Genomic DNA, 20,965 nt, shown 5'->3' with positions numbered 1-20,965 from the left:
GTCCCCGTTCCTTGTCAGCGCAGCCATACCTTATCGGCCCGTCCATCCGAATCCGCAACCGGCTGGGGCTTGCCACTTCCGGTAAGGCCGCACTGAACCGATGGCGGGGGCGGTGCGACCATCCCACCGGCACCCTGTTCTGATCTGCACCGTTGCGTTTCCGCACGGTGACGACCTTTCGATCATCACACAGGATGGAGAACACATCATGGCGAACCAGAACGAAGGGCGCAGCGCAGGCGGCCAGCACTCCGGCGGCAACTTCAAGAACGATCCGGAGCGCGCGGCCGAAGCCGGCAAAAAGGGCGGCCAAGCGTCGGGCGGCAGCTTCAAGAACGATCCCGAACGTGCGTCCGAGGCCGGCAAGAAGGGTGGCGAACACAGCCACGGCGGCGGCGGCAACAAGGAATAAGGAGTGACCGGCTCTAAGATCCGGTGAGGTCCGGGCGAGCAGCCCGGCTGGGAAAGCGCGCTGACTTCGGCGCGCTTTTCCTTTTCCGCGGAGAAGCTTGCGCAGCTTCGACGGAAAGGTTCATTCTCCGCACTTCCCGTCCGCCGCAACCGACCACCGCCGAAGCCCCGACCCATGCACGCTCCGCGATGACCCTTCCGTCAGCCCTGCTTCTGGCCGCGGTCGTCGCCACCCTGTGGATCGCAGCGCGCAGCTGGACCCTCCCCGCCTTCCCCGGCCGCACCGATTTCGTCCTGATGCAGTTGTCGGCCGCCTGGTGGTCGACGGCCGTCGCCGTCGAGAGCATGGTGCCGGCGCCCGCCGACAAGCTGTTGTGGGCGGAAATGGCCTGGTTGGGCATTGTCTGCACACCGAGCCTGTGGGCGTTCTTCCTGTGGTCCTACACCAGGGGCGAGTTGCCGGCACGCTGGCGGCTGGTGCTGGTGACGATCGGATTGGCGACCTGGGCGGTGGCCATGACCAACGACGCCCATCACCTGTTCTACACCGCCATCCAGCCAGTCAACGCGGAGCCGGGCGCCGCCCTGGTCTACAGCCACGGGCTGCTCTTCTACGCCGTCACCATCTATATTTATGCCTTCATGGTGATGAGCATCGTCGTCACCGCCAGCGGCATCCACCGGGCGACCCCGGCCTACCGCACCCATTACCTGGGCTTCCTGGTGGTGATGGCCGTCCCGTGGGCCGCCAATGCCGGCTATGTCTTCGGTAACCTGACCCTGTTCGACCTGGATCCCACCGCCTTCAGCTTCCTGATGATGGACGGGATCTTCTACTGGCTGATCACCCGGCGGCGCCTTTTCGAACTGTTGCCGGTAGCCCGCGATGTGCTGCTCGACGCGGTGCCGGATCCGGTGCTGGTGCTGGACGGCGACGGCACCGTGGTGGAAGCCAATCCGGCGGCACAGGCGCTTGCCGGCGATCATGCCGCCATCGGGCGACGGCTTGCCGACCTGCCCGGACTGTCGGCCCTGTCCACCATGGTCGGCGCCATGCCGGCGGCTGCACCGGGACCGCTGACGCTGGACTGCGGCGACTCTCCGCGCAGCTTCGAGGTGACCTGGGTACCGCTGACGGCGGGCGGCGGCGGGCGCGAGGTCGGCTGCCTGCTGATGCTGCGCGACGTCACGCACCGCCACCGGGCCGAGAGGCGGCTGGAGGACACCGTGCGCCGCCTCGACCTCGCCCGGCTGGAGGCGGAAGAGCGGCTGGTGGCGGAACAGGAGGCGAAGCGGGCGCTGAACGGCTTCCTGTCGATGGCGGCGCACGAGTTCAAGACGCCGCTCGCCATCATCGACGGGGCGGCCCAGCTTCTACTGATGGATGCGGAGGTGAAGGCCCCCGGCATGCTGCCTCGGCTGGAAAAGATCCGCCGCGCCGTGCGCCGGCAGATCAACATCCTGGAAACCTGCCTCGCCGACGACCGGCTGAACGATCCCGCCTTTGCGCTGCGCCGCGACCGGCTGGCGTTGCCAGCCCTGCTGCGCGCCGCCGCCTCGGCCCAGGGCGACGCGGCACCCGGCCGGCGCATCGAACTGGATCTGGACGGCTGCCCGCACTGGGTGGTGGGCGACGGTCCGATGCTGGAACTGTGCGTCCACAACCTGCTGAACAACGCGCTGAAATACTCCCCCTCCGGCACTCCGGTCGGGCTACTGGCCCGGGAAGAGGCGGCGGCGGATGGACCGTGGCTGGCGCTGTCGGTCGCCGACCGGGGCATCGGCATCCCGGACAGCGAGCGGAACCGGGTGTTCGACCGCTTCTTCCGCGCGTCCAACACCGGGACGGCGGCGGGGAGCGGGGTCGGGCTGAACATGGTCCGCCGCATCGCCGCGCTGCATGGCGGAACCGTGACGGTGGACAGCCGGCTGGGCGAGGGCAGCGTCTTCACCCTGCGGATCCCGCTGTCCAAGGAGACGATCTGCGAAGACGGGATGGCCGGCATGCCGGCGGAGTAATCCGGCTGGGAGATCGTTTCTTGCATTGATTGCCCGGTGAGGGGAATAATCCCGCTCCCTCCATCTGGACCCTGGCAATATGAGCGATCACGACCCCACCGTCGTCCGGCCGGTGCCGAAACCACGCGTCCCCCTGGGCATCGAAGAAGTGCTGGTCGCCATCACTATGGCGGCGGTGGCCCTGATCACCTTCGCCAACGTCGTCGTGCGCTACCTGACCGACGTCTCCTTCGCCTTCACCGAGGAGTATTCGATTGCGCTGATGGTCATCCTGACCTTCCTCGGCGCGTCGGCCGCGGTGGTGAAGGACCGGCATATCCGCATCACCTTCGTCACCGACAAGATGTCGCCCGTCAACCGCCGCCGGGCCGAGCAGTTCGCCATGGCCTGCGTCGCGCTGATGTACGGGCTGCTGACGGTTTACGGCGCCTGGACCACCTGGGACGATTACCGGTTTGAGGTGACATCGCCGGCACTGGGTCTGCCGCAGTGGATTTACACGATCTGCCTGCCGGTTCTGTCGTTCGTGGTGCTGGCCCGCACCGTCGGCCGCATGGTGCGCATCCACAAGGGCACGGAGCCGCTTGAGACCGGACATATCCCGGAGGGCGAGCCGTGATCACCACTCTGCTCTTCGGATCTTTCCTGGTGATGATGGTGCTGGGCGTGCCGATCGCCGCCGCCCTCGGGCTGGCCGGCACTGCCGCCATCGCCTTCGCTCATCTCGGCGTCATCTCGGTACCGACCAGCGTCTATACCGGCATCGCCAAGTATCCGCTGCTGACCATCCCGATGTTCGTGCTGGCCGGCACCATCTTCGACCGGTCGGGCGTGGCGCAGAAGCTCGTGCGCTTCGCAACCGCCATCGTCGGCCAGGGCAAGGGCGCTCTGGCGGTCATCGCCGTCGTGGTGGCGATGATGATGGGCGGCATTTCCGGTTCCGGTCCGGCCATCGCCGCGGCGGTCTGCGGCGTCATGGCGCCCAGCATGATCCGCGCCGGCTATCCCCGCCCCTACATCGCCAGCGTCATCGCGGCGGCGGCGGCCACCGACATCCTGATCCCGCCGTCGGTCGCACTGATCATCTACAGTGTGCTGGTTCCGGCCGCCCCGACCACCTCGATGTTCGCCGCCGGCATCATTCCCGGCACCCTGGCCGGTCTGGCACTGATCATCCCGGTCTTCTGGCTGGCGCGGAAATACAATCTCGGCTCCAAGCTGTCGCATGAGCCGCGCCCGCCCTTCTGGCGCAGCCTGTGGGATGCGTCGCTGGGCCTGTTCGCCAAGGTCATCATTTTGGGCGGCCTGCGGCTCGGCATCTTCACCCCGACGGAAGCGGCGGTGATCGCCGTGGCCTATGGCCTGCTGCTGGGCATGGTGGTCTACCGCACCATCCGCGTCCGCGATCTCTATTCCATGCTGGTCGAGGCGGCGGAGATCTCCGCCATCATCCTGACGGTGATCGCGCTTGCCAGCGTGTTCGGCTGGGCATTGAGCACCCTGTCGGTGATCGACCCCATCGCCGACGCCATCATCCATTCCGGGCTCGGCGAATATGGGGTGATGGCGCTGCTGGTGGTGCTGCTGACCGTCGTCGGCACCTTCCTGGACGGCATCTCGATCTTCATCATCCTGCTGCCGCTGCTGATCCCCATCGCCACCGCCTACAAGTGGGACCTGACCTGGTTCGGCGTCATCCTCACCCTGATGATCGCGGTCGGCCAGTTCACCCCGCCGATGGCCGTCAACCTGATGGTGGCCTGCCGGATGACAGGCTGCACGATGGAAAGCACCCTGCGCTGGGTGATGTGGCCGCTGATCACCATGCTGCTGGTGGTGGTCGCGGTGATCGTCTGGCCGGAGCTGGCACTGTGGATGCCGCGGCAAATGGGGTTCTAGAGGAGGCAGGCGACGTCGCGGCTGGTCAGATGCAGGCTGGCCGCGGCGCCGTAGCCCCGTTGTGCGATCTTGCCGGCCGCCGCGGCCTCGAACGAGGCACGGTGGGCGGCGGCGTAGGCGAGACAGTCTTCCGGCGTCGGTTCCCGCCGGTCCAGCAAGGCGCGGAAGGCCAGCCGGTGGACAGCGCACCAGCCGCCATGCCCGGCCGGTTGGAAGACAAGCGCATCGATGTCCGCGCGCCAGGACAACCCCTCCCTGCTCATTCCCGCAGCCCCAGCCGGCGGGCGAGGCGGAACAGGTTGCTGCGGTCGAGCCCGAGCGACCGCGCCGCCTGCGCCCAATTGCCATCATGGCGGTCCAGATGCTCGCGGATCATCCGACGTTCCAGATCCTCCACCGCGTCGCGCAGCGGCAGGTCTGGCACCTCCGGCGCTTCCGGCGGGCGGGGCTGCCGCACCGGGACGGTAGCCGTCACGGCGCTCCCCTCTCCCTCGTCCAGCCCAAGATCGGCGGGGGTCAGGGTCAGCACGCCGCCGTCCGGCGGGCGGGCGACGCGGGCGCGGATGGCGCCGCGGCCGATGGCGTGCTCCAGTTCGCGCACATTGCCGGGCCAGGGATAGGCCAGCATGCGCCGCTCCGCCGCCACCGACAGGCGCAGGTTGCGCAGGCCCAGCCGTGCCCGGTTGCGCTCCAGAAACAGACCGGCCAGCCGCAGAACGTCTGTGCCGCGGTCGCGCAGCGGCGGCACCCGAAGCGGATAGACGCTGAGCCGGTGATAGACGTCGGCGCGGAAGCGGCCCTCCCGCACCTCCGCCGCCAGATCGCGGTTGGTGGCGGCAACCACCCGCACGTCGACGGTGATGTGGCGGTCGGAGCCGACGCGCTGAATCTCGCCATTCTGCAAGGCCCGCAGCATCTTTGCCTGCGCTGCCAGCGGCAGTTCGCCGACCTCGTCCAGGAACAGGGTGCCGCCGTCGGCCAGTTCGAACTTGCCGCGCCGGTCGGCAACCGCACCGGAAAAGGCGCCGCGCACATGACCGAACAGTTCGCTTTCCACCAGCGCGTCCGGCAGGGCGGCACAGTTGACGTGGACCAGCGGTCCGGCGGCGCGGGAGGAACGGGCGTGCAGCCGCCGCGCCACCAACTCCTTGCCCACCCCGGTTTCGCCCAGCACCAGCACGACGAGGTTGCTGGCCGCCACGGTGTCGATCTCCGTCAGCAGGCTCGCCATCGCCGGGCTGGCGCCGATGGGGTCGAAGTCGAGCCCGTGCGGCGGGTCGTCGAGGATTCGCAGGGCGGTGCCGCCATCGCCGGCCAGGGCGGCACGCCGCTCCATCGCCGCGGCAAGGTCGGCGGCGAGCCGGGCCCAGGCGGCAATCGCCCCCTCCCACCCTTCGAAACGCCCCTCGTTCAGCGCATCCAGGGTCAGCATGCCCCATGGCCGCCCATCGACGCTGAGCGGCGCACCGACGCAGTCATGGACATGCAGCCGCTCGCGCAGGTCGGGGATCAGCCCGTCATAGGGGTCGGGAAGCTCGCAGCCGGCGGGGAAGCGCAACGGTCCGTCCCCGGCCTCGGTAATCGCCTTCAGGCGGGGATGCTCGTCCAGTTCGAAGCGCCGCCCCAGCGTGTCGGGACTGAGGCCGCGGGTGGCGAGCGGCACCAGCAACCCCTCCCCCGCCCGCCCGGTGCCGGCACGGTCGTCCCGCCGCAGCAGCGCGCAGGCATCGCAAGGCAGATGGCGCGCCATCAGATCGAGCAGCAACGGCCACAGCCGTGCCGGATCGTCCAGCGCCTGCACCAGCGCTCCGGCCTCTTCCAGCGGGAGCGACGGTGTCGAAATGACCGCATCGTTGTCCATCCGACATCATACCGCGCGCGGTCACTTTGACAACGCGGCTTCTATGCAGCGCGGATTCCCGCGCTGCGTCGCTTTGGCACAGGGCTTGCCATCTGGTTGCGACATCGTGACGCGCAAAAGGATTGCTCCCTCCCATGCTGACGCCTGCCCAGATCGCCGTCATCAAGGCCACTGCTCCCGTCGTCGCCGCCAACGCCAACAAGATCACCGGCACCTTCTATCCGCTGATGTTCGAGCGCTTCCCCGAGGTGCGCGCCGTCTTCAACCAGAGCCACCAGCGCAGCAGCGCCCAGCCGGAAGCGCTGGCCAACGCCATCATCGCCTACGCCTCCAACATCGACCGGCTCGAGGTGCTGGGTCCGGCGGTGGACGGGATCGTGCAGAAGCACGTCTCGCTGAACATCACGCCCGACCAGTACAAGATCGTCGGCACCTGCCTGATGGAAGCCATCGGCAAGGTTCTGGGCGACGCGGTGACCGCCGAGGTCGCCGACGCCTGGGGTGCCGCCTATTGGCAGCTGGCGGAACTGCTGATCGCCGCGGAAGAGAAGGAATATGCCCGCAAGGCGGCGCTGACCGGCGGCTGGCGCGGCGCCCGCCGTTTCCGCATCGCGGAGAAGACGCCGGAGAGTGCCGTCATCACTTCCTTCCGGCTGGCGCCGGTCGATGGCGGAAAGGTGATGGGCTTCCATCCCGGCCAGTATCTCGGCCTGCGGCTGACCATCGACGGCGAGACCGTCCACCGCAACTACAGCCTGTCGGCTTCGCCGAACGGCAAGGACTACCGCATCTCGGTGAAGCGGGAACAGCAGGGGCTGGTTTCCGGCTTCCTTCATGACCGCGTGCAGGTCGGCGACGAGATCGACGTCTATCCGCCCGCCGGCGAGTTCGTGCTGCGCGAGGGCGCCGGTCCGCTGCTGCTGATCACCGGCGGTGTCGGCCAGACCCCCGCCCTGCCGCTGGCCGAACAGGCGCTGGCCGCCGGCCGCAAGGTCATCTACGTCCATGCGGCGCTCAACGGCTCGGTCCATGCCTTCCGCCGGCAGGTCGACCAGCTGGCTTCCCTGCATGACGCGCTGAAGCCGGTCTACTGCTATGCCGACCCGCAGCCGGGCGACGAGCCGCACATGGTCGGCCTGCTGGACCAGGAGCGGCTGGGCAAGCTGCTGCCGCAGGAGCCGGGGGTCGCCGCCTATGTTGTCGGTCCCAAGCCGTTCATGGCTGCGGTGGTCAAGGCGCTGACCGCGCTCGGCCTGCCGGAGTCGGCCATCGTGCATGAGTTCTTCGGCCCGCGCGAAGCGCTCGCCTGACGCGACGCCGACACCGCTTTGCCTCCGACTGGATGGGCCGGCCTTTTCGAAGGCCGGCCTTCTTTCTGCCGGTCCGGCGGAGCGCGAGGCCGTTGCGCCCGCCGGTTGTGAGTAAATCTGTTATATCACCAGTTTTATATATGTCGACGGTTGGCCTGGATCATCATTCCGGCTTGCGGCGGCCAAGCCATGCGCGCTTTTAGTGAAATCGAAACGGGGTCCGACTGACCGATCATTGCGCTGCGGCATGTTTCGCAGGCCGTCACGGAAGAATCGTGGATTCTCCTTATTTCTTTCTTAAGCGATTTGGCGCTTTCCTAGTCACGGAACGGTCAGATTATTTGCAATTGTTCCTTTTCTGCGACATCGCCTGCGAACCGCCCGCGACCGTTGCAGGCAGGTTCGGTGGAATGAAGGTGCGGCGAGAGCCGGAACGGCCAGCCGCAATGACTTGTGGAGCGTCGGTGTCCGAGCACCGAAGGGGGAGGATGGGATGTCGAAGGATAGCCAGAGCATGACGCGCCATGGCGCACCCGCCAAGGGCGGTGCATGGTATTCCGGGCTGCGCGCCAAGCTGATGATCGCCATCGGCGTGGTGCTGTCCGGCACGCTGGTCGCCGCCGCGGTGGCGCTGATCGGCTATGCGAACGTGCGCACCACCATCGACGCCATCGTCGGTCAGGCGGTGCCGGCGATGACCGAGGGCATGGCGGTGGCGCAGCAGGCCGAACGGCTGGTGGCGCTGGCCCCGGCCCTGACCTCCGCCGATAGCGCCGCTGCGCGCGAGGCGGTCTCCGCCCGCATCGCCGCCGCGAAGGAGGAGTTCAACGCGCGCCTGTCCCGGCTGCGCGCCACCGGCTCCGCCGGGTCTCAGCTCGCCGCAATCGAGGAGGCATCGCAGGGGCTGCTCGGCAATCTGGCGCAGCTCGATCAGGCTGCGGCCGAACGGGTGGCGCTCGGCGCCGAACGCATGGCGATGATGCCGAAGGTGATGGCGGCCGAAGCGGAAATCCAGAAATTCGCCGCCCCCTGGACCTCCGTCCTCAACAATGACGAGGAGCAGGCCCGCTCGACCCTGGCGGAACCGGATGCCGCCCCTGCGGCGATGCGCGAGGCGGCGGCCACCCTGAACAAGGTGATGGCGCAGAAGAAGCCGCTGGCCATCGTCACGGCGGAAGCCGCCAATATCCGCAACATGCTGATGGAAGCGTCGACCACCAGGGACGATCAGCGGCTGGCGATCATCGAGACGCGGGTGGGCGTGTCGCTCGCCGGGCTTTCCAACAACGCGGAGGCACTGCCGGAACGGCTGGCCGCCGTGGCCACCAAGCAGGCGGAACTGCTGAACGGCTTTTCCATCGGCGAAAACTCCATGGTCACCCTGCGGCAGAAGGAACTGACCATCGAGGGCTATTTCACCCAGCTGCTGGAGAGCAACCACGCCCTGACCACCACGCTCGCCAAGGGCATCTCCGCCCTGGTGGACGGGCAGAAGAGCAGCATCGCGGAGGCCAGCGCCGCCACCACCCATATGCTGGACAACAGCCGCATGATGCAGATCGCCGTCGCGGGGATCAGCATCCTGGTGTCGATCCTGGTGGTCTGGCTCTATATCGGCCGGATCGTCATCCGCCGCATGATGGATCTGAAGACCGGCATGGGCCGCATCGCCGCCGGCGACCTCGATGCCGAGATCGCGCTGACCGGCAAGGACGAGATCGCGGAGATGGGTGCCGCGCTGCTGGTCTTCCGCGACACCGCGCGCGAGGTGGAGACCGCCCGCACCGCCGCCGAGGCCGAACGCCAGCGGGCCGCCGGCGAACGCCGCCAGACCATGCTGTCGCTGGCCGACCAGTTCGAGAATGGCGTCAAGACGGTGGTTGAGACGGTGTCCGCCGCCGCCACCCAGATGCACCAGACCGCCGCCGGCATGGTGGCGACCGCCGACGACACCTCGCGCCAGGCCGGCAACGCGGCAGAGGCGGCTGAAACCGCGTCCGTCAACGTGGATGGCGCCGCTTCCGCCGCGCATGAGCTGTCGCAGTCGATCAGCGAGATCGCCCGGCAGGTGACCGAATCGGCGACCATCGCCGCCAAGGCCGCCAATGAGGCCGAGCGCACCGACAGCACCATGCGCGACCTGAACGAGGCGGCCAGCCGCATCGGCGCCGTGCTGGACCTGATCTCCGACATCGCCGGCCAGACCAACCTGCTGGCGCTCAACGCCACCATCGAAGCGGCGCGCGCCGGGGAAGCCGGCAAGGGCTTCGCCGTGGTGGCGAGCGAGGTGAAGCAGCTGGCCAGCCAGACGGCGAAGGCCACCGAGCAGATCGCCGGCCAGATCGGCGCCATGCAGCAGGCGACCGGCGAGGCGGTCGGCGCCATCCGCAGCATCGGCCTGACCATCGGCCGCCTGAACGACATCGCCGCCAGCATCGCCGCGGCGGTGGAGGAACAGGGTGCCGCCACCTCGGAGATCGCCCGCAACGTCCAGCAGGCGGCGGGCGGCACCGCCCAGGCTTCCCAGAACATCGGTCAGGTGCGGACCGCCGCCGGCCAGACCGGCCAGTCGGCCCAGGAAGTCCTGTCGGTCGCCCAGGAGGTCTCCAGCCAGACCGGCCGTCTCCAGCAGCAGATCGACCGCTTCCTCAGTCAGGTGCGGTCGGCATGATGCCAGCGAAAGGCCCCCTCTTCCCCGCGGGGAAGAGGGGGCCTTTCGTTTTTCAGCCCCAAAGCGGTTTCAGCCCTGGACCACCGTCTGGCGCTGGATGCCCAGCCCTTCGATGCCCAGTTCCACCACGTCGCCGGCCTTCAGGAAGACCTGCGGCTTCTGACCCATGCCGACGCCGGGCGGCGTTCCGGTGGAGACGATGTCGCCCGGCTGAAGGCTCATGAAGCGCGACAGGTAGGACACCAGATAGCGCACGCCGTAGACCATGGTGGCGCTGCTGCCGTCCTGATAGCGGTGACCGTTGACCTCGAGCCACATCTTCAGCGCCTGCGGATCCTCGATCTCGTCACGGGTCACCAGCCACGGACCGGTCGGGCCGAAGCTGTCGCAGCTCTTGCCCTTGGTCCACTGGCCCTGCCGTTCGATCTGGAAGGCGCGCTCGGACACGTCGTTGACGATGCAATAGCCGGCGACATGGTCCATCGCCTCGTCTTCCGAGACGTATTTGGCGGTCTTGCCGATGACGAAGGCCAGTTCGACCTCCCAATCGGTCTTTTCCGAGCCGCGCGGCAGTTCGATGGGATCGTTCGGGCCGACGATGGCGCTGGTCGCCTTCATGAAGATGATCGGCTCCGGCGGCACCGCCATGCCCGTCTCCGCCGCATGGTCGGAGAAGTTCAGGCCGATGCAGACCATCTTGCCCACCTGCCCGACGCAGGGGCCGAGGCGCGGGTTCCCCTCCACCAGCGGCAGCGAGGCCGGGTCGATGGCCCGCAGACTGTCCAGCCCGTCCGGCAGCAGAGCGGTGCCGGCGATGTCGTCGACATGGGCGGACAGATCGCGGATGCGGCCATCGGCATCCAGCAGGCCCGGCTTTTCCTGGCCCGGCGGGCCGTAGCGCAGCAGTTTCATGAAAAACCCTTCCAGATAAGGAGGTTGCCTCCGACAGGACGGCGGTGCCGGCCGATCCTGCCCGGACGGCGCGGAAAGTAAAGGGGGGAGCGAACGAATTGTAGCATTGCTCCACAGGCGGGTCGACAAAGCGGCCCGTCTGTAGTAAAACTACATTCGGTTCCGATACGCCTCCATCCGCTGCCCCTTCGGCAGCCACTCCGGTCCTCCCATGCTGGACAGCATCGCCTCCTCCCTCGACAGCCTGCGCCGCGCGGAAGCCGCGGTGGCGCGCAGCGTTCTGGCCGATCCCGGTGCGGCGGTGCGCGACAGCCTGGCCCAGCTTGCCGGCAAGGCGGGGGTCAGCGAACCGTCGGTCCTGCGCTTCTGCCGCTCCGCCGGCTTTGGCGGGTTCCAGGAATTCAAGATCGCGCTGGCCCAGCATCTGGCGGCGTCGGCCGCGCGGGAGGAGGCGGGCGACCGCCCGACCCCGCTGGTGCGCGACCTCTCGCCCGGCGACAGCGTCGCCAGTGCGGCGGAAAAGGTGCTGAACCGCTCCATCGACGCGCTGGTCCGCCTGCGCGGCCGGCTCGACGCCTTGGCGCTGGAAAAGGCGGCCGGGGTGCTGGCACGGGCGCGGCGGGTGCAGATCGTCGGCGTCGGCGCGTCCGGTGCCGTGGCGCTGGACGCCCATCACAAGCTGTTCCGCCTGCTGCCGCAGGTCACCGCCAGCACCGACGCCCATCTCCAGGCGATGGCCGCCGCGACGCTCGGCCCCGGCGACGCGCTGCTGGCGATCTCCAAGACCGGCACCAGCGACGAGATCTTCGACGTCGCCGCCATCGCCCGCGACGGCGGGGCGACGGTGATCGCCATCACCGCATCGGCGACCCCGCTGGCCGAACGCGCCGACATCCGCCTGACCGTCGATGTGGACGAGGACACCGCGGTCCACACCCCGATGGCCTCCCGTCTGGCGCAGCTGGCGCTGATCGACGTGTTGACCGTCGCCGTCGGCCTGCAGGCCCCGCCCGGCCTCGACCGCCGTCTCGCCCGCATCAAGGCCGTCCTGGCCGGGCACCACCGCGCGCCGGAGCGGCCGGCTTCCGTTTCAAACTCCGCGTCTTCCGTCACCCGAAAAAAAACCGAGGAATCCTGATGTCCACCACGCAAACCCCCAACGAAATCCTGGACCAGCTCGTCGCTTACGGCGTCGTTCCGGTCATCCGCAACAGCTCCGCCGATCTGGCGCGCACCGCCGTGACCTGGCTGCGCGAGGCCGGTTACGGCACCTTCGAGATCACCATGACGACCCCCGGCGCCGTCGGCCTGATCGAGGAGCTGTCGGCGGAGGGCGGCGCCCTGATCGGCGCCGGCACCGTCCTGACCCCCGCCGCCGTCGCCGACGTGGTGAAGGCCGGCGCCAAGTATGTGGTGTCGCCCTGCGTCGTGCCGAAGGTGGCCGCCGCCTGCCGCGACCATGGCGTGGCCTGCCTGATGGGCGCCCTGACCCCGACCGAGGTGCATGCCGCCATCTCCGCCGGTGCCGACGCCATCAAGATCTTCCCGGCCTCCACCGTCGGCCCGGCGCACATCAAGGCGCTGAAGTCGGTCTTCCCCGGCGTCCGCTTCGTCCCCACCGGCGGCATCGACGCCACCACCGTGGCTTCTTATGTTGCGGCCGGCGTTGCCTGCGTCGGCGCCGGCGGCAAGCTGGTCGATGAAACCCTGGTCAAGAAGGGTGACCGCGAGGGCATCCTCGCCGCCGGCCGCCAGCTGATGGAAGCCTATCGCGCCGCCAAGGGCGCCTGAGCGAACCGGCCTGAGGCGGGGGCCGACCCTCCGCCTCAAACCCCTTCCAGCACCCCGCGCACCGCGTCCATCGCCGCGAGGCCGCGGCTGAAGGCCGATTCCGCGGTGGCGGCCAACTCCTGCGCCTCCACCCGGCGGCCTTCGCGCATGCCGTCCTCCACCGCCCGCATCAGCCCGACGAAAGCGGTCAGGCCGAAATGGCTGGCGGCGCCGGCAAGCCGATGGGCGATGTCCTCGATCTCGTCATCGGGCGTGTCGGCGGCGGACAGGCGGGGCAGCCCTTCCTGGGCCGATTCCAGCAGCAGGCCGCGGATGGTGGTGAAGCGGGCGGGGCCGAGGGAGCGGATGTAGCGTTCCAGAATCTCCTCGTTCACATCGTCCTCGACCACCCGCGGGCGGGGCGACGTTTCCGCCGGGACCATCCCCGCTCCCGGCTCCTCATCGTCGTCACGCGGGGCGACGGCGTTCGACAGCAGGTGCATCAGCCGCTCCGGGAAGATCGGCTTCTCGATCACCGCATCGATGCCGGAGGCGATGTAGCGGGCACGGTCGGCGGCGAAGACGTTGGCCGTCACCGCGACGATGGGCACCGCCGCACGGTCGGCATCCTCCAGGGCACGGATGCGGCGCGCCACCTCCGGCCCGTCGATGTCAGGGAGGCGGATGTCCAGCAGGATGGCGTCGAAGTGCCGCCGGGTCGCCAGTTCCAGCGCGCTTTCCCCGGTTTCCGCGACGGTGATGCGGTGGCCGGCGTCGGACAGCAGCCCCAGCGCCACCTCCCGGTTGATCGCATCGTCCTCCACCAGCAGCAGGGCCAGCGACCGCACCCGGCTGATCGGCAGCAGCCGTCCGGGACGCGCCGGCAGCGCCGGCTCATCGACCCGCAGCAAGGGGATGGTGACGGTGAAGACGCTGCCCAGCCCTTCCACACTGTCGACACGGATGCTGCCCTGCATGGCGTCCAGCAGATGGCGGACGATGGCGAGCCCCAGCCCGCTGCCGCCGAACCGCCGGGCGATGGTCGGATCGGCCTGCTCCAACTTTTCGAAGATGGCGGCGCGGCGGTCGGCCGGCACGCCGATCCCGGTGTCGCGCACGGCCAGACGCAGCATCTCTCCGGTACCGGAACGTTCCGGACCCGGTTCGATGTCGACGCGCAGGTCCACCCCGCCGCGCTCGGTGAACTTCACCGCATTGCCGACGAGGTTCACCAGGATCTGCCGCAACCGCTGGCGGTCGATGACCACCTGGTCCGGAACCTCCGGCGCGATGTCGAGGTCGAGGTAGATCCCCTTCTCGTTCGCCAGTCCTTCCACGGTCGCAACGACCTCCTCCAGCACCGGCAGCAGGGCGCAGGGAGTCGGGTCGAGGTCGAGCTTGCCGTCCTCGATCTTGCGCAGGTCGAGGATGTCGTTGACCTGATCGAGCAGCCCGTGGCCGCAGCGCATGATCGACATGGCATAGCGGCGCTCCCCGGCATGCAACTGCCCGGTCAGCAGCAGCCGGCACAGGCCGAGGATGCCGTTCAGCGGCGTGCGCATCTCGTGGCTGACGGTGGCGAGGAACTCCGTCTTGGCGGCGTCGGCGCGCTCCGCCCGCTCCTTGGCCTGCCGCAGTTCCTCGCGCGCCCGGCGCGACGCGGTGATGTCGTTGGCGACGCAGATGATGCGGCAACGCCCGTCGCCCGACCATTCGAAGGGATGGCGTTGCAACGCGAAGACGGTGTTCTCGCCGTTGCGGGGAAGAACCAGCTCCTCCACCCCCAGCGAGCGCATGGATCCCGGATCGCCGCCGGCGAGCGCCCGGCCGGTCTCCGGACCCAGCACTTCGGCCAGCGTGCGGTCCTCGATGTCGGCGCGGCGGGTGCCGAAGCAATCCTCCGCCGCCCGGTTCCACAGCAGGACGCGGCCGCTGTCGCCGTCCAGCACGTAGAGGACGCTCGGCACATTGTCGATGACGGCGTCCAGGAAGGCCTGGGTCCGGCGCAGCAGTTCCTCCGCCTCGCGGCGGCGGGTGATGTCGACCACCGAACTCAGCAGCACCTCCTCGCCCTGGAATTCGAAGGCGATGCCGGACAGCAGGCCCCACAGCCGACGGCCGGAGCGGGTCACCAGTTCGGTCTCCACATCCAGTGCCAGCCCGCTGGTGAAGACGTCGCGGACGAACTCGTCGCGCACCTGCGGGACGTACCAGACGCTGGCGGCGGGGCGGCCCAGCAGCTCGCCGGCCTCGTCCACCTCGAACAGGTCGGCGGCACGGCGGTTGACGAAGCGGATCTGGCCGTCGGCACGGCCGGAGATCACCAGCGGGACCGGTGCGGCCTCCAGCACCGTGCGCAGCCACTGCTCGTTGCGGCGCAGCGCCTCGCTCTTGTCCTCCGTCTCCTGGATGTAGAAGCGCAGGGCCCGGGCAAGCTCGCCGATCTCGTCGGCACCGGTCACCGGCACCTCCGCCCGGCCGCCGCCGGTGCGGTCGCGGATCGCCTCGCTGACCGCCCACAACCGGGCCAGCACCTTGCGCCGCACATACAGCACCGACAGCACCATTCCCAGCACCACCACCCCGACCGAGGCGAAGAACAGGCGGGTGTAGGTGGTCGACACCTCGATCACCTGCTGGCGGCTTTCCTCCGCCGCCTTGGTCTGCTCGACGAAGATGCCGGTGTTGAGGCCGGTGTTGACCAGCGACACCTGATTGGCGCGGTCGACCAGCCCGTTCAGCATCTCAGAGGCCTGCAACTCCGCCTGCCGCTGGCGGAAGACGGACCGGTCCCCCTCCACCACCGAGCGCATGCCCTCCGCCAGCCGGGCGAGCCGGTCCGCCACATTGTCACCTGAGCCGTCCGCCGGACCGACCGGTGCGGACCCATCCAGCGCCGACAGTTGCGCCACCGCGCTGTCGGCCAGCCGGGTGAGCGCGAAGCTGTTCTCCGCCTGATGGACCGAGGCGATCAGGAACAGCAGCCGCTCCGCCATCGCCAGCCAGCGCTGCACGCCTGCATCCTCCACCCCGCGCAGGGCCGGTTCGGCCAGGGCGTCGGCCATCCGTCGCACGTCACGGTTGCGCTCTGCGAGAGCGCGGCGGGCGGTGATGCGGGCGGTCACGCCGCGGTCGATGGCGTCGCGCAGCCGCAGGATCTCGTCGCGCTGACTCTTCAGCCCGGTGATCCGCTGGGTCTGCCGGCCGTCGGAGGAGTCCATCTCCGCCAGCAGCCGGTCATAGCCGTCCAACTGGTCGGCCAACCCCTGCTTGATCGTTTCGCGTCCGAAATTCTCTTGCGACAGGGCCAATTGTTCCAGGGTCCGCATGATCCGCTGGTGCTGGCGCTCCAGCTTGGCGGAGGCGACGACCGCCGGGAACTGCTCCGACGTGACCTTGGTGATGCCGGCATGCAGCCCATCGAAGGCGATATAGGCGCCAAGCCCGATCAGGAATGCGACCAGACCGTTGAAGGCGAGTGCGCCGAACAATCGCGCGCCGACACCGATCCTGACCATGCCAGCCTTCCCCGGCGCCTTCCCCGATCCGGAAGCGCCCGATCCGGAACCGCTTGGCCCCGCCTTGCTGTCGCCCGCCATTCCCGTTCCCGCTTCCCTCGGCCGCGCATCGTTTGCGTGGCGGCGCCGGCAGCGTATCATAGCGCGGTCGTCGGATAAGGGGAGAAGGATGGGGTCGAAGCCTGTTGCCGCCACAGTCGGCCTGCTGCTGGCGCTGCAACCGTTGCTGTCCGCCGGAACCGTCGCGGCACAGCCGGACGCCGCCGCACGCAACGGCGACCGCCCGGTCCTTGCCGAGATCGAACGGCGCGGAGTCGTGCGCTGCGGGGTGTCCTTCAATCCCGGCTTCGCCGCCAACGACGACGGCGGGCGGCCGGTCGGCTTCATGGTCGATTTGTGCCGGGCGCTGGCCGCTACGGTTTTGGGCAAGGCCGACGCCATCGAAATCCGCCGTCTGTCCAAGCCGCAGGAGTTCGCCGCCGTCGCCGCCGGCGAGGTCGACGTCTCCTTCGCCCAGACATCCTGGACACTGACGCGCGACGCCACCTATGCCGTCGATTTCGGGCCGCCGATCTTCTACGACGTGCAGGGGATTGCCGCATGGCGGCTGCCCGACGGCCATTCGGCGCTGGACGGCGACCTCACGGTCTGCGTGCCGGCCGGAACCACCACCCAGGCCGAGCTGGAAACGCTGATCGGCGGCGGCAAGCGCCCCTGGAAGCTGCGCAGCTTCCCCGGTTGGCCCGATACGCTGGAAGCCTTTCTCAGCCGCGATTGCGCGGCGATCAGCGCCGACCGCGCGCTGCTGACCACGGCGCTGCACATGCTGGAGACACCGCAGGACGCGGTGGAGATCGCCGACATTCCATCGTCGCTGGCCTCGCGCGAGCCGCTGGCCCCGCTGACGCCGAACAGCGACCGCAACTGGATGGCGGCGGTGCGCTGGACCATGTTCGCCCTGTTCCTGACCGACGATGCCGGGGTGTCCGGCGCCAACGCCAATTTCCAGCGCATCACCGGCACCAGCGAGATGCGCCGCCTGCTGTCCGGCATGCCGGAGGTGGCGGCGAAAGCGGGACTGCGGCCGGACTGGGCCTATCAGGCGGTTGTGCAGGTCGGCAATTACGGCGAGATCTTCGAACGCAATCTCGGGAACAGGTCGCCCTTCAAGCTCGACCGCGGCCTGAACCGGCCCTGGACACAAGGGGGCCTGCTCTACGCCCCCGTGTTCCAGTAGGAACCGGTATCCGCTCAAAAGATTAGCGTAACCCATTACCGTGCCCCCGATACCCCCGACCATGGTCGGGGGTGACGTGCACTGTTCGTGCACGCAACTATCAGTGACATAACCAAGTCGCGGGCTCGGTCATCGAATCACGTGACCGACAGGCACCGCACGCGAAAAAACCAACCAAAGTTGTGGACTATTCACTTGGGAGGGTGAAGACCATGGCCTATGCGGCTTCGACATCGGACGCCGTCCGACCGATGACGGGCGAGGAGAAAAAAGTCATCTTCGCATCCTCGCTCGGGACCGTCTTCGAATGGTATGACTTCTATCTTTACGGATCGCTCAGCGCAGTCATCGCCGCGCAGTTCTTCTCCGGTGTCAACCCGACCGCCGGCTTCATCTTCGCGCTGATGGCCTTCGCCGCCGGCTTCGCGGTCCGTCCCTTCGGCGCCCTGGTCTTCGGCCGCCTCGGCGACATGATCGGCCGCAAATACACCTTCCTGGTCACCATCCTGATCATGGGCCTGTCGACCTTCATCGTCGGCATCCTGCCCAACTACGCCTCCATCGGCATCGCCGCCCCGATCATCCTGATCGGCCTGCGCCTGCTGCAGGGTCTGGCGCTGGGCGGCGAGTATGGCGGTGCCGCGACCTATGTCGCCGAACATGCGCCGCACGGCCGCCGCGGCAACTACACCTCCTGGATCCAGACCACCGCGACGCTCGGCCTGTTCCTGTCGCTTCTGGTCATCCTCGGCTGCCGCGTCGCCATGTCGCCGGAGGACTTCAACGCCTGGGGCTGGCGCATCCCGTTCCTGATCTCCATCGTTCTGCTCGGCATTTCGGTGTGGATCCGGCTGATGCTGAACGAGTCGCCCGCCTTCACGAAGATGAAGGAGGAAGGCAAGCATTCGAAGGCGCCGCTGACCGAATCCTTCGGCGAGTGGAAGAACCTGAAGATCGTCCTCCTCGCCCTGTTCGGCCTCGTCGCCGGTCAGGCGGTGGTCTGGTACACCGGCCAGTTCTATGCCCTGTTCTTCCTGACCCAGACGCTGAAGGTCGATGCCCAGGCGGCCAACCTGATGATCGCGGCGGCCCTGCTGATCGGCACTCCCTTCTTCGTGATCTTCGGCACGCTGGCCGACCGGATCGGCCGCAAGCCGATCATCATGGCCGGGCTGCTGCTGGCCTGCCTGACCTACTTCCCGCTGTTCAAGGGCATCACCCACTACGCCAACCCGGCGCTCGAGGAGGCTATCGCCACCGCGCCGGTCGTCGTCGTCGCCGATCCCAATGAGTGCTCGTTCCAGTTCAACCCGGTCGGCACCAGCCAGTTCACCAGCTCCTGCGACATCGCCAAGAGCGCCCTGGTGAGGCGCGGCATCCCCTACACCAACGAAGTGGCGCCCGCCGGAACCGTGGCGTCGATCAAGGTCGGCAGCACGGTCATCCCGAGCTATACGGCTGTGCCGCAGGCCAACACCACCGTGTCGCTGAGCCACGGCCCGGCCACCGCCGCCACCCCGACCGATGCGAAGGCCGCCGGTGCCGCCTTCGACAAGGGGCTGGGCGATGCGCTGAAGACCGCCAATTACCCGGCCAAGGCCGATCCGGCCCGCATCGACACGGTGATGGTCATCGCCCTGCTGACGGTGCTGGTCCTCTACGTGACGATGGTTTACGGCCCGATCGCCGCGATGCTGGTGGAGATGTTCCCGACCCGCATCCGCTACACCTCGATGTCGCTGCCCTACCACATCGGCAACGGCTGGTTCGGCGGCTTCCTGCCGACCACCTCCTTCGCCATCGTAGCGGCCACCGGCGACATCTACTCCGGCCTCTGGTACCCGATCATCATCGCCGCAGCGACCCTGGTGATCGGCCTGCTGTTCGTCCGCGAAACCAAGGACGTAGACATCTACCAGCACGACTGACCGCGGCCGCATGAACGTCTGACAAGGAAGACGGGCGGAGGGGATGACCCTCCGCCCGTTTGCCGTTCAGCCTCTGCCCGTTCGCCGTCAGGCGATGGTCAGCGTCGCATTGCGCTGGGCCGCATCGTCCACGGCGAAGGCGGCGCCGGTGGCGGGGGCGAGCGGTGCGGCGACACGGCCCTCCTCATAGCCCTCGGCGACATAGTGGGCGGTCGCCGCCTGAAGGTCGCTGCCGAAGGCCGCCTGCAGATCCGGGTAGCGCGCCAGATAGGCCTGCGCGTCGAAGCCCAGGCTCCGCCCCTCGGTCCGGCCGATGGTGGCGTAATGCAGCGCCGCCGCCGTCGGGTCGTTGCCGAAGGCCTGGATCAGGTCTGGGTTGGCGGCCAGATAGGACTCCGCATCGAAATCGAACCGGCGATTCTCGTTGCGGCCGGTCTCGATGTAATGGCGGGTGGCATCGGCCGTGTTGGTGCCGAAGGCCGCGGCCAGATCGGGGTTGTCGGCCAGATAGCCGGCGGCGTTGAAGGTCAGCGACCGCCCCTCGCTCCAGCCGAAGGAGCGGTAATGGTCGAAGGCGGCCTCGCTGTCCATCCCATAGGCGGCGGCAAGGTCCGGATTGGCGGCGATATAGGACAGGCCGTCGAACACCGGGGCCGAGGCGCCGGCCACCGTCTGGTCGGTGTACTGGATGAACTCGACGTTGGTCAGCCGGTCATAGCCGTTGGCGTCGATCACATAGATCTCGCCATTGTATTTGACGGCGCCGCTGTCGGCCAGCGAGGCGTGGCGGGCGACCGTGTCGTTGCTACCGTCGCCGCCATCGATGACATTGATGCCGCTGCCGCCATCCAGCAGGTCGTCGCCCATGCCGCCCTTGATGGTGTCGTCGCCGGCATAGCCGCGCAGCGTGTCGTTGAGCTCCGACCCGGACAGGCTGTCATTGCCTCCCAGCAGGGCGGCGCGGATCGCCTCCGGGCTGGTGCCGGTGCTCGCCCAGTTCAGAGCCGTCGCCACCGGCAGGTTCAGATCCGACACCGCCACGTCGAGAACGCCGTTGCTCGCGTTGGTGACGCTGGTGACGGTGCCCCCGGTCAGGGCCTTGGTGAGCGGATCATAAGTGAAATTGCCGCGCAAATCGGTGAACCGGTTGCCGGGATAGGTGATGACGAGCTGGTCGGGCGTGGCACCGGTGATCGTGCCGCCCTGGATGTTCGTCACATCAAGCGCGTCGGTGTTGAGGCTGGACTGGGAACCGGCGCTGACCGAAACCATTCGGACTCTCCTTCACCTTTTCGTGTTCGACCAAAGGCTTTGCAGCCTTGCAGGAAGAACACCAAAGGAGGGGAAGTGTCCCGACGGGATCGGCCGTGCGGTAGGACGGCCCCCTTTGCCCCCCACACAACCGGACGCCTCCCTTTGCGCTCTACCG

Annotated in this window: 15 protein-coding genes; 10 read left to right on the top strand and 5 right to left on the bottom strand. The window is 68.3% G+C overall.

Going from position 1 to position 20,965, the window contains the following annotated elements:
* Positions 1-208 precede the first annotated feature (208 nt).
* The 4 genes from VH569_RS20965 (at position 209) to VH569_RS20950 (ending at position 4,329) form a co-directional block, all read left to right on the top strand.
* Entirely contained in the window at positions 209-412 is a 204-nt protein-coding gene (locus VH569_RS20965) for a general stress protein (protein ID WP_423317594.1), read from the top strand.
* 188 nt (positions 413-600) lie between these two features.
* Positions 601-2,430 carry a histidine kinase N-terminal 7TM domain-containing protein gene (locus VH569_RS20960; protein WP_423317592.1) on the top strand — a complete coding sequence of 610 codons (1,830 nt, stop codon included), beginning with the start codon at positions 601-603 and terminating at the stop codon, positions 2,428-2,430.
* Between the two features lie 79 nt (positions 2,431-2,509).
* Positions 2,510-3,049 carry a TRAP transporter small permease gene (locus tag VH569_RS20955; RefSeq protein ID WP_423317590.1) on the top strand — a complete coding sequence of 180 codons (540 nt, stop codon included), beginning with the start codon at positions 2,510-2,512 and terminating at the stop codon, positions 3,047-3,049.
* Positions 3,046-4,329 carry a TRAP transporter large permease gene (locus VH569_RS20950; protein WP_423317588.1) on the top strand — a complete coding sequence of 428 codons (1,284 nt, stop codon included), beginning with the start codon at positions 3,046-3,048 and terminating at the stop codon, positions 4,327-4,329. Before VH569_RS20955 ends, VH569_RS20950 begins: the two co-directional genes overlap by 4 nt.
* Here VH569_RS20950 and VH569_RS20945 read toward each other — a convergent pair.
* Both VH569_RS20945 and norR read right to left on the bottom strand, forming a co-directional pair.
* Positions 4,326-4,592 (bottom strand): hypothetical protein, encoded by a 267-nt coding sequence (locus tag VH569_RS20945; RefSeq protein WP_423317586.1) that lies wholly within the window; start codon positions 4,590-4,592, stop codon positions 4,326-4,328. The genes VH569_RS20950 and VH569_RS20945 overlap by 4 nt on opposite strands.
* Positions 4,589-6,190: a nitric oxide reductase transcriptional regulator NorR gene (gene norR / locus VH569_RS20940; RefSeq protein ID WP_423317584.1), complete on the bottom strand. Its 1,602-nt coding sequence runs from the start codon at positions 6,188-6,190 to the stop codon at positions 4,589-4,591. The genes VH569_RS20945 and norR overlap by 4 nt, the downstream gene beginning before the upstream one ends.
* A 134-nt stretch (positions 6,191-6,324) precedes the next feature.
* On the opposite strand from norR, the gene hmpA reads away from it, so the two are divergent.
* Together hmpA and VH569_RS20930 are read left to right on the top strand one after the other, a co-directional pair.
* Positions 6,325-7,500, top strand: a complete 1,176-nt coding sequence (hmpA, locus tag VH569_RS20935) for an NO-inducible flavohemoprotein (protein WP_423317582.1) — start codon at positions 6,325-6,327, stop codon at positions 7,498-7,500.
* Between the two features lie 493 nt (positions 7,501-7,993).
* A complete protein-coding gene (locus tag VH569_RS20930; RefSeq protein WP_423317580.1) occupies positions 7,994-10,171 on the top strand; it encodes a methyl-accepting chemotaxis protein in 2,178 nt (725 codons plus the stop codon).
* A 69-nt stretch (positions 10,172-10,240) separates the two neighbouring features.
* Here the strand turns inward: VH569_RS20930 and VH569_RS20925 are convergent, their stop codons facing one another.
* Positions 10,241-11,083 (bottom strand): fumarylacetoacetate hydrolase family protein, encoded by an 843-nt coding sequence (locus VH569_RS20925; protein WP_423317578.1) that lies wholly within the window; start codon positions 11,081-11,083, stop codon positions 10,241-10,243.
* A gap of 211 nt (positions 11,084-11,294) precedes the next feature.
* Between VH569_RS20925 and VH569_RS20920 the strand changes: the two genes are divergently transcribed.
* Positions 11,295-12,221: a MurR/RpiR family transcriptional regulator gene (locus VH569_RS20920; RefSeq protein WP_423317576.1), complete on the top strand. Its 927-nt coding sequence runs from the start codon at positions 11,295-11,297 to the stop codon at positions 12,219-12,221.
* Positions 12,221-12,874, top strand: coding sequence for a bifunctional 4-hydroxy-2-oxoglutarate aldolase/2-dehydro-3-deoxy-phosphogluconate aldolase (locus VH569_RS20915; RefSeq protein ID WP_174470653.1), 654 nt, complete (start codon positions 12,221-12,223; stop codon positions 12,872-12,874). The genes VH569_RS20920 and VH569_RS20915 overlap by 1 nt, the downstream gene beginning before the upstream one ends.
* A gap of 35 nt (positions 12,875-12,909) precedes the next feature.
* Here the strand turns inward: VH569_RS20915 and VH569_RS20910 are convergent, their stop codons facing one another.
* Entirely contained in the window at positions 12,910-16,371 is a 3,462-nt protein-coding gene (locus VH569_RS20910) for an ATP-binding protein (protein WP_423317574.1), read from the bottom strand.
* Between the two features lie 169 nt (positions 16,372-16,540).
* On the opposite strand from VH569_RS20910, the gene VH569_RS20905 reads away from it, so the two are divergent.
* Positions 16,541-17,608, top strand: coding sequence for a transporter substrate-binding domain-containing protein (locus tag VH569_RS20905; protein WP_423317572.1), 1,068 nt, complete (start codon positions 16,541-16,543; stop codon positions 17,606-17,608).
* A 212-nt stretch (positions 17,609-17,820) separates the two neighbouring features.
* The gene (locus VH569_RS20900) at positions 17,821-19,536 is read left to right on the top strand and encodes an MFS transporter (protein WP_423317570.1); all 1,716 of its coding nucleotides are present in this window, start codon (positions 17,821-17,823) and stop codon (positions 19,534-19,536) included.
* Between the two features lie 87 nt (positions 19,537-19,623).
* Here VH569_RS20900 and VH569_RS20895 read toward each other — a convergent pair whose 3' ends face one another.
* The gene (locus tag VH569_RS20895; RefSeq protein WP_423317568.1) at positions 19,624-20,808 is read right to left on the bottom strand and encodes a hypothetical protein; all 1,185 of its coding nucleotides are present in this window, start codon (positions 20,806-20,808) and stop codon (positions 19,624-19,626) included.
* Between the last annotated feature and the right edge of the window lie 157 nt (positions 20,809-20,965).

This window comes from Azospirillum sp. 11R-A (assembly GCF_049472615.1).
Classification (GTDB): domain Bacteria; phylum Pseudomonadota; class Alphaproteobacteria; order Azospirillales; family Azospirillaceae; genus Azospirillum; species Azospirillum palustre.
The sequence above is the reverse complement of the archived record's forward strand: the minus strand, read 5'-3'. Positions and strand labels throughout refer to the sequence as shown.

Excerpts from the sequence above, each read along its gene's own strand:
- VH569_RS20965 (WP_423317594.1), top strand. The coding sequence starts at position 209 with ATGGCGAACCAGAACGAAGGGCGCAGCGCAGGCGGCCAGCACTCCGGC.
- VH569_RS20960 (WP_423317592.1), top strand. The coding sequence starts at position 601 with ATGACCCTTCCGTCAGCCCTGCTTCTGGCCGCGGTCGTCGCCACCCTG.
- VH569_RS20955 (WP_423317590.1), top strand. The coding sequence starts at position 2,510 with ATGAGCGATCACGACCCCACCGTCGTCCGGCCGGTGCCGAAACCACGC.
- VH569_RS20945 (WP_423317586.1), bottom strand. The coding sequence starts at position 4,592 with ATGAGCAGGGAGGGGTTGTCCTGGCGCGCGGACATCGATGCGCTTGTC.
- norR (WP_423317584.1), bottom strand. The coding sequence starts at position 6,190 with ATGGACAACGATGCGGTCATTTCGACACCGTCGCTCCCGCTGGAAGAG.
- hmpA (WP_423317582.1), top strand. The coding sequence starts at position 6,325 with ATGCTGACGCCTGCCCAGATCGCCGTCATCAAGGCCACTGCTCCCGTC.
- VH569_RS20930 (WP_423317580.1), top strand. The coding sequence starts at position 7,994 with ATGTCGAAGGATAGCCAGAGCATGACGCGCCATGGCGCACCCGCCAAG.
- VH569_RS20925 (WP_423317578.1), bottom strand. The coding sequence starts at position 11,083 with ATGAAACTGCTGCGCTACGGCCCGCCGGGCCAGGAAAAGCCGGGCCTG.
- VH569_RS20920 (WP_423317576.1), top strand. The coding sequence starts at position 11,295 with ATGCTGGACAGCATCGCCTCCTCCCTCGACAGCCTGCGCCGCGCGGAA.
- VH569_RS20915 (WP_174470653.1), top strand. The coding sequence starts at position 12,221 with ATGTCCACCACGCAAACCCCCAACGAAATCCTGGACCAGCTCGTCGCT.
- VH569_RS20910 (WP_423317574.1), bottom strand. The coding sequence starts at position 16,371 with ATGGTCAGGATCGGTGTCGGCGCGCGATTGTTCGGCGCACTCGCCTTC.
- VH569_RS20905 (WP_423317572.1), top strand. The coding sequence starts at position 16,541 with ATGGGGTCGAAGCCTGTTGCCGCCACAGTCGGCCTGCTGCTGGCGCTG.
- VH569_RS20900 (WP_423317570.1), top strand. The coding sequence starts at position 17,821 with ATGGCCTATGCGGCTTCGACATCGGACGCCGTCCGACCGATGACGGGC.
- VH569_RS20895 (WP_423317568.1), bottom strand. The coding sequence starts at position 20,808 with ATGGTTTCGGTCAGCGCCGGTTCCCAGTCCAGCCTCAACACCGACGCG.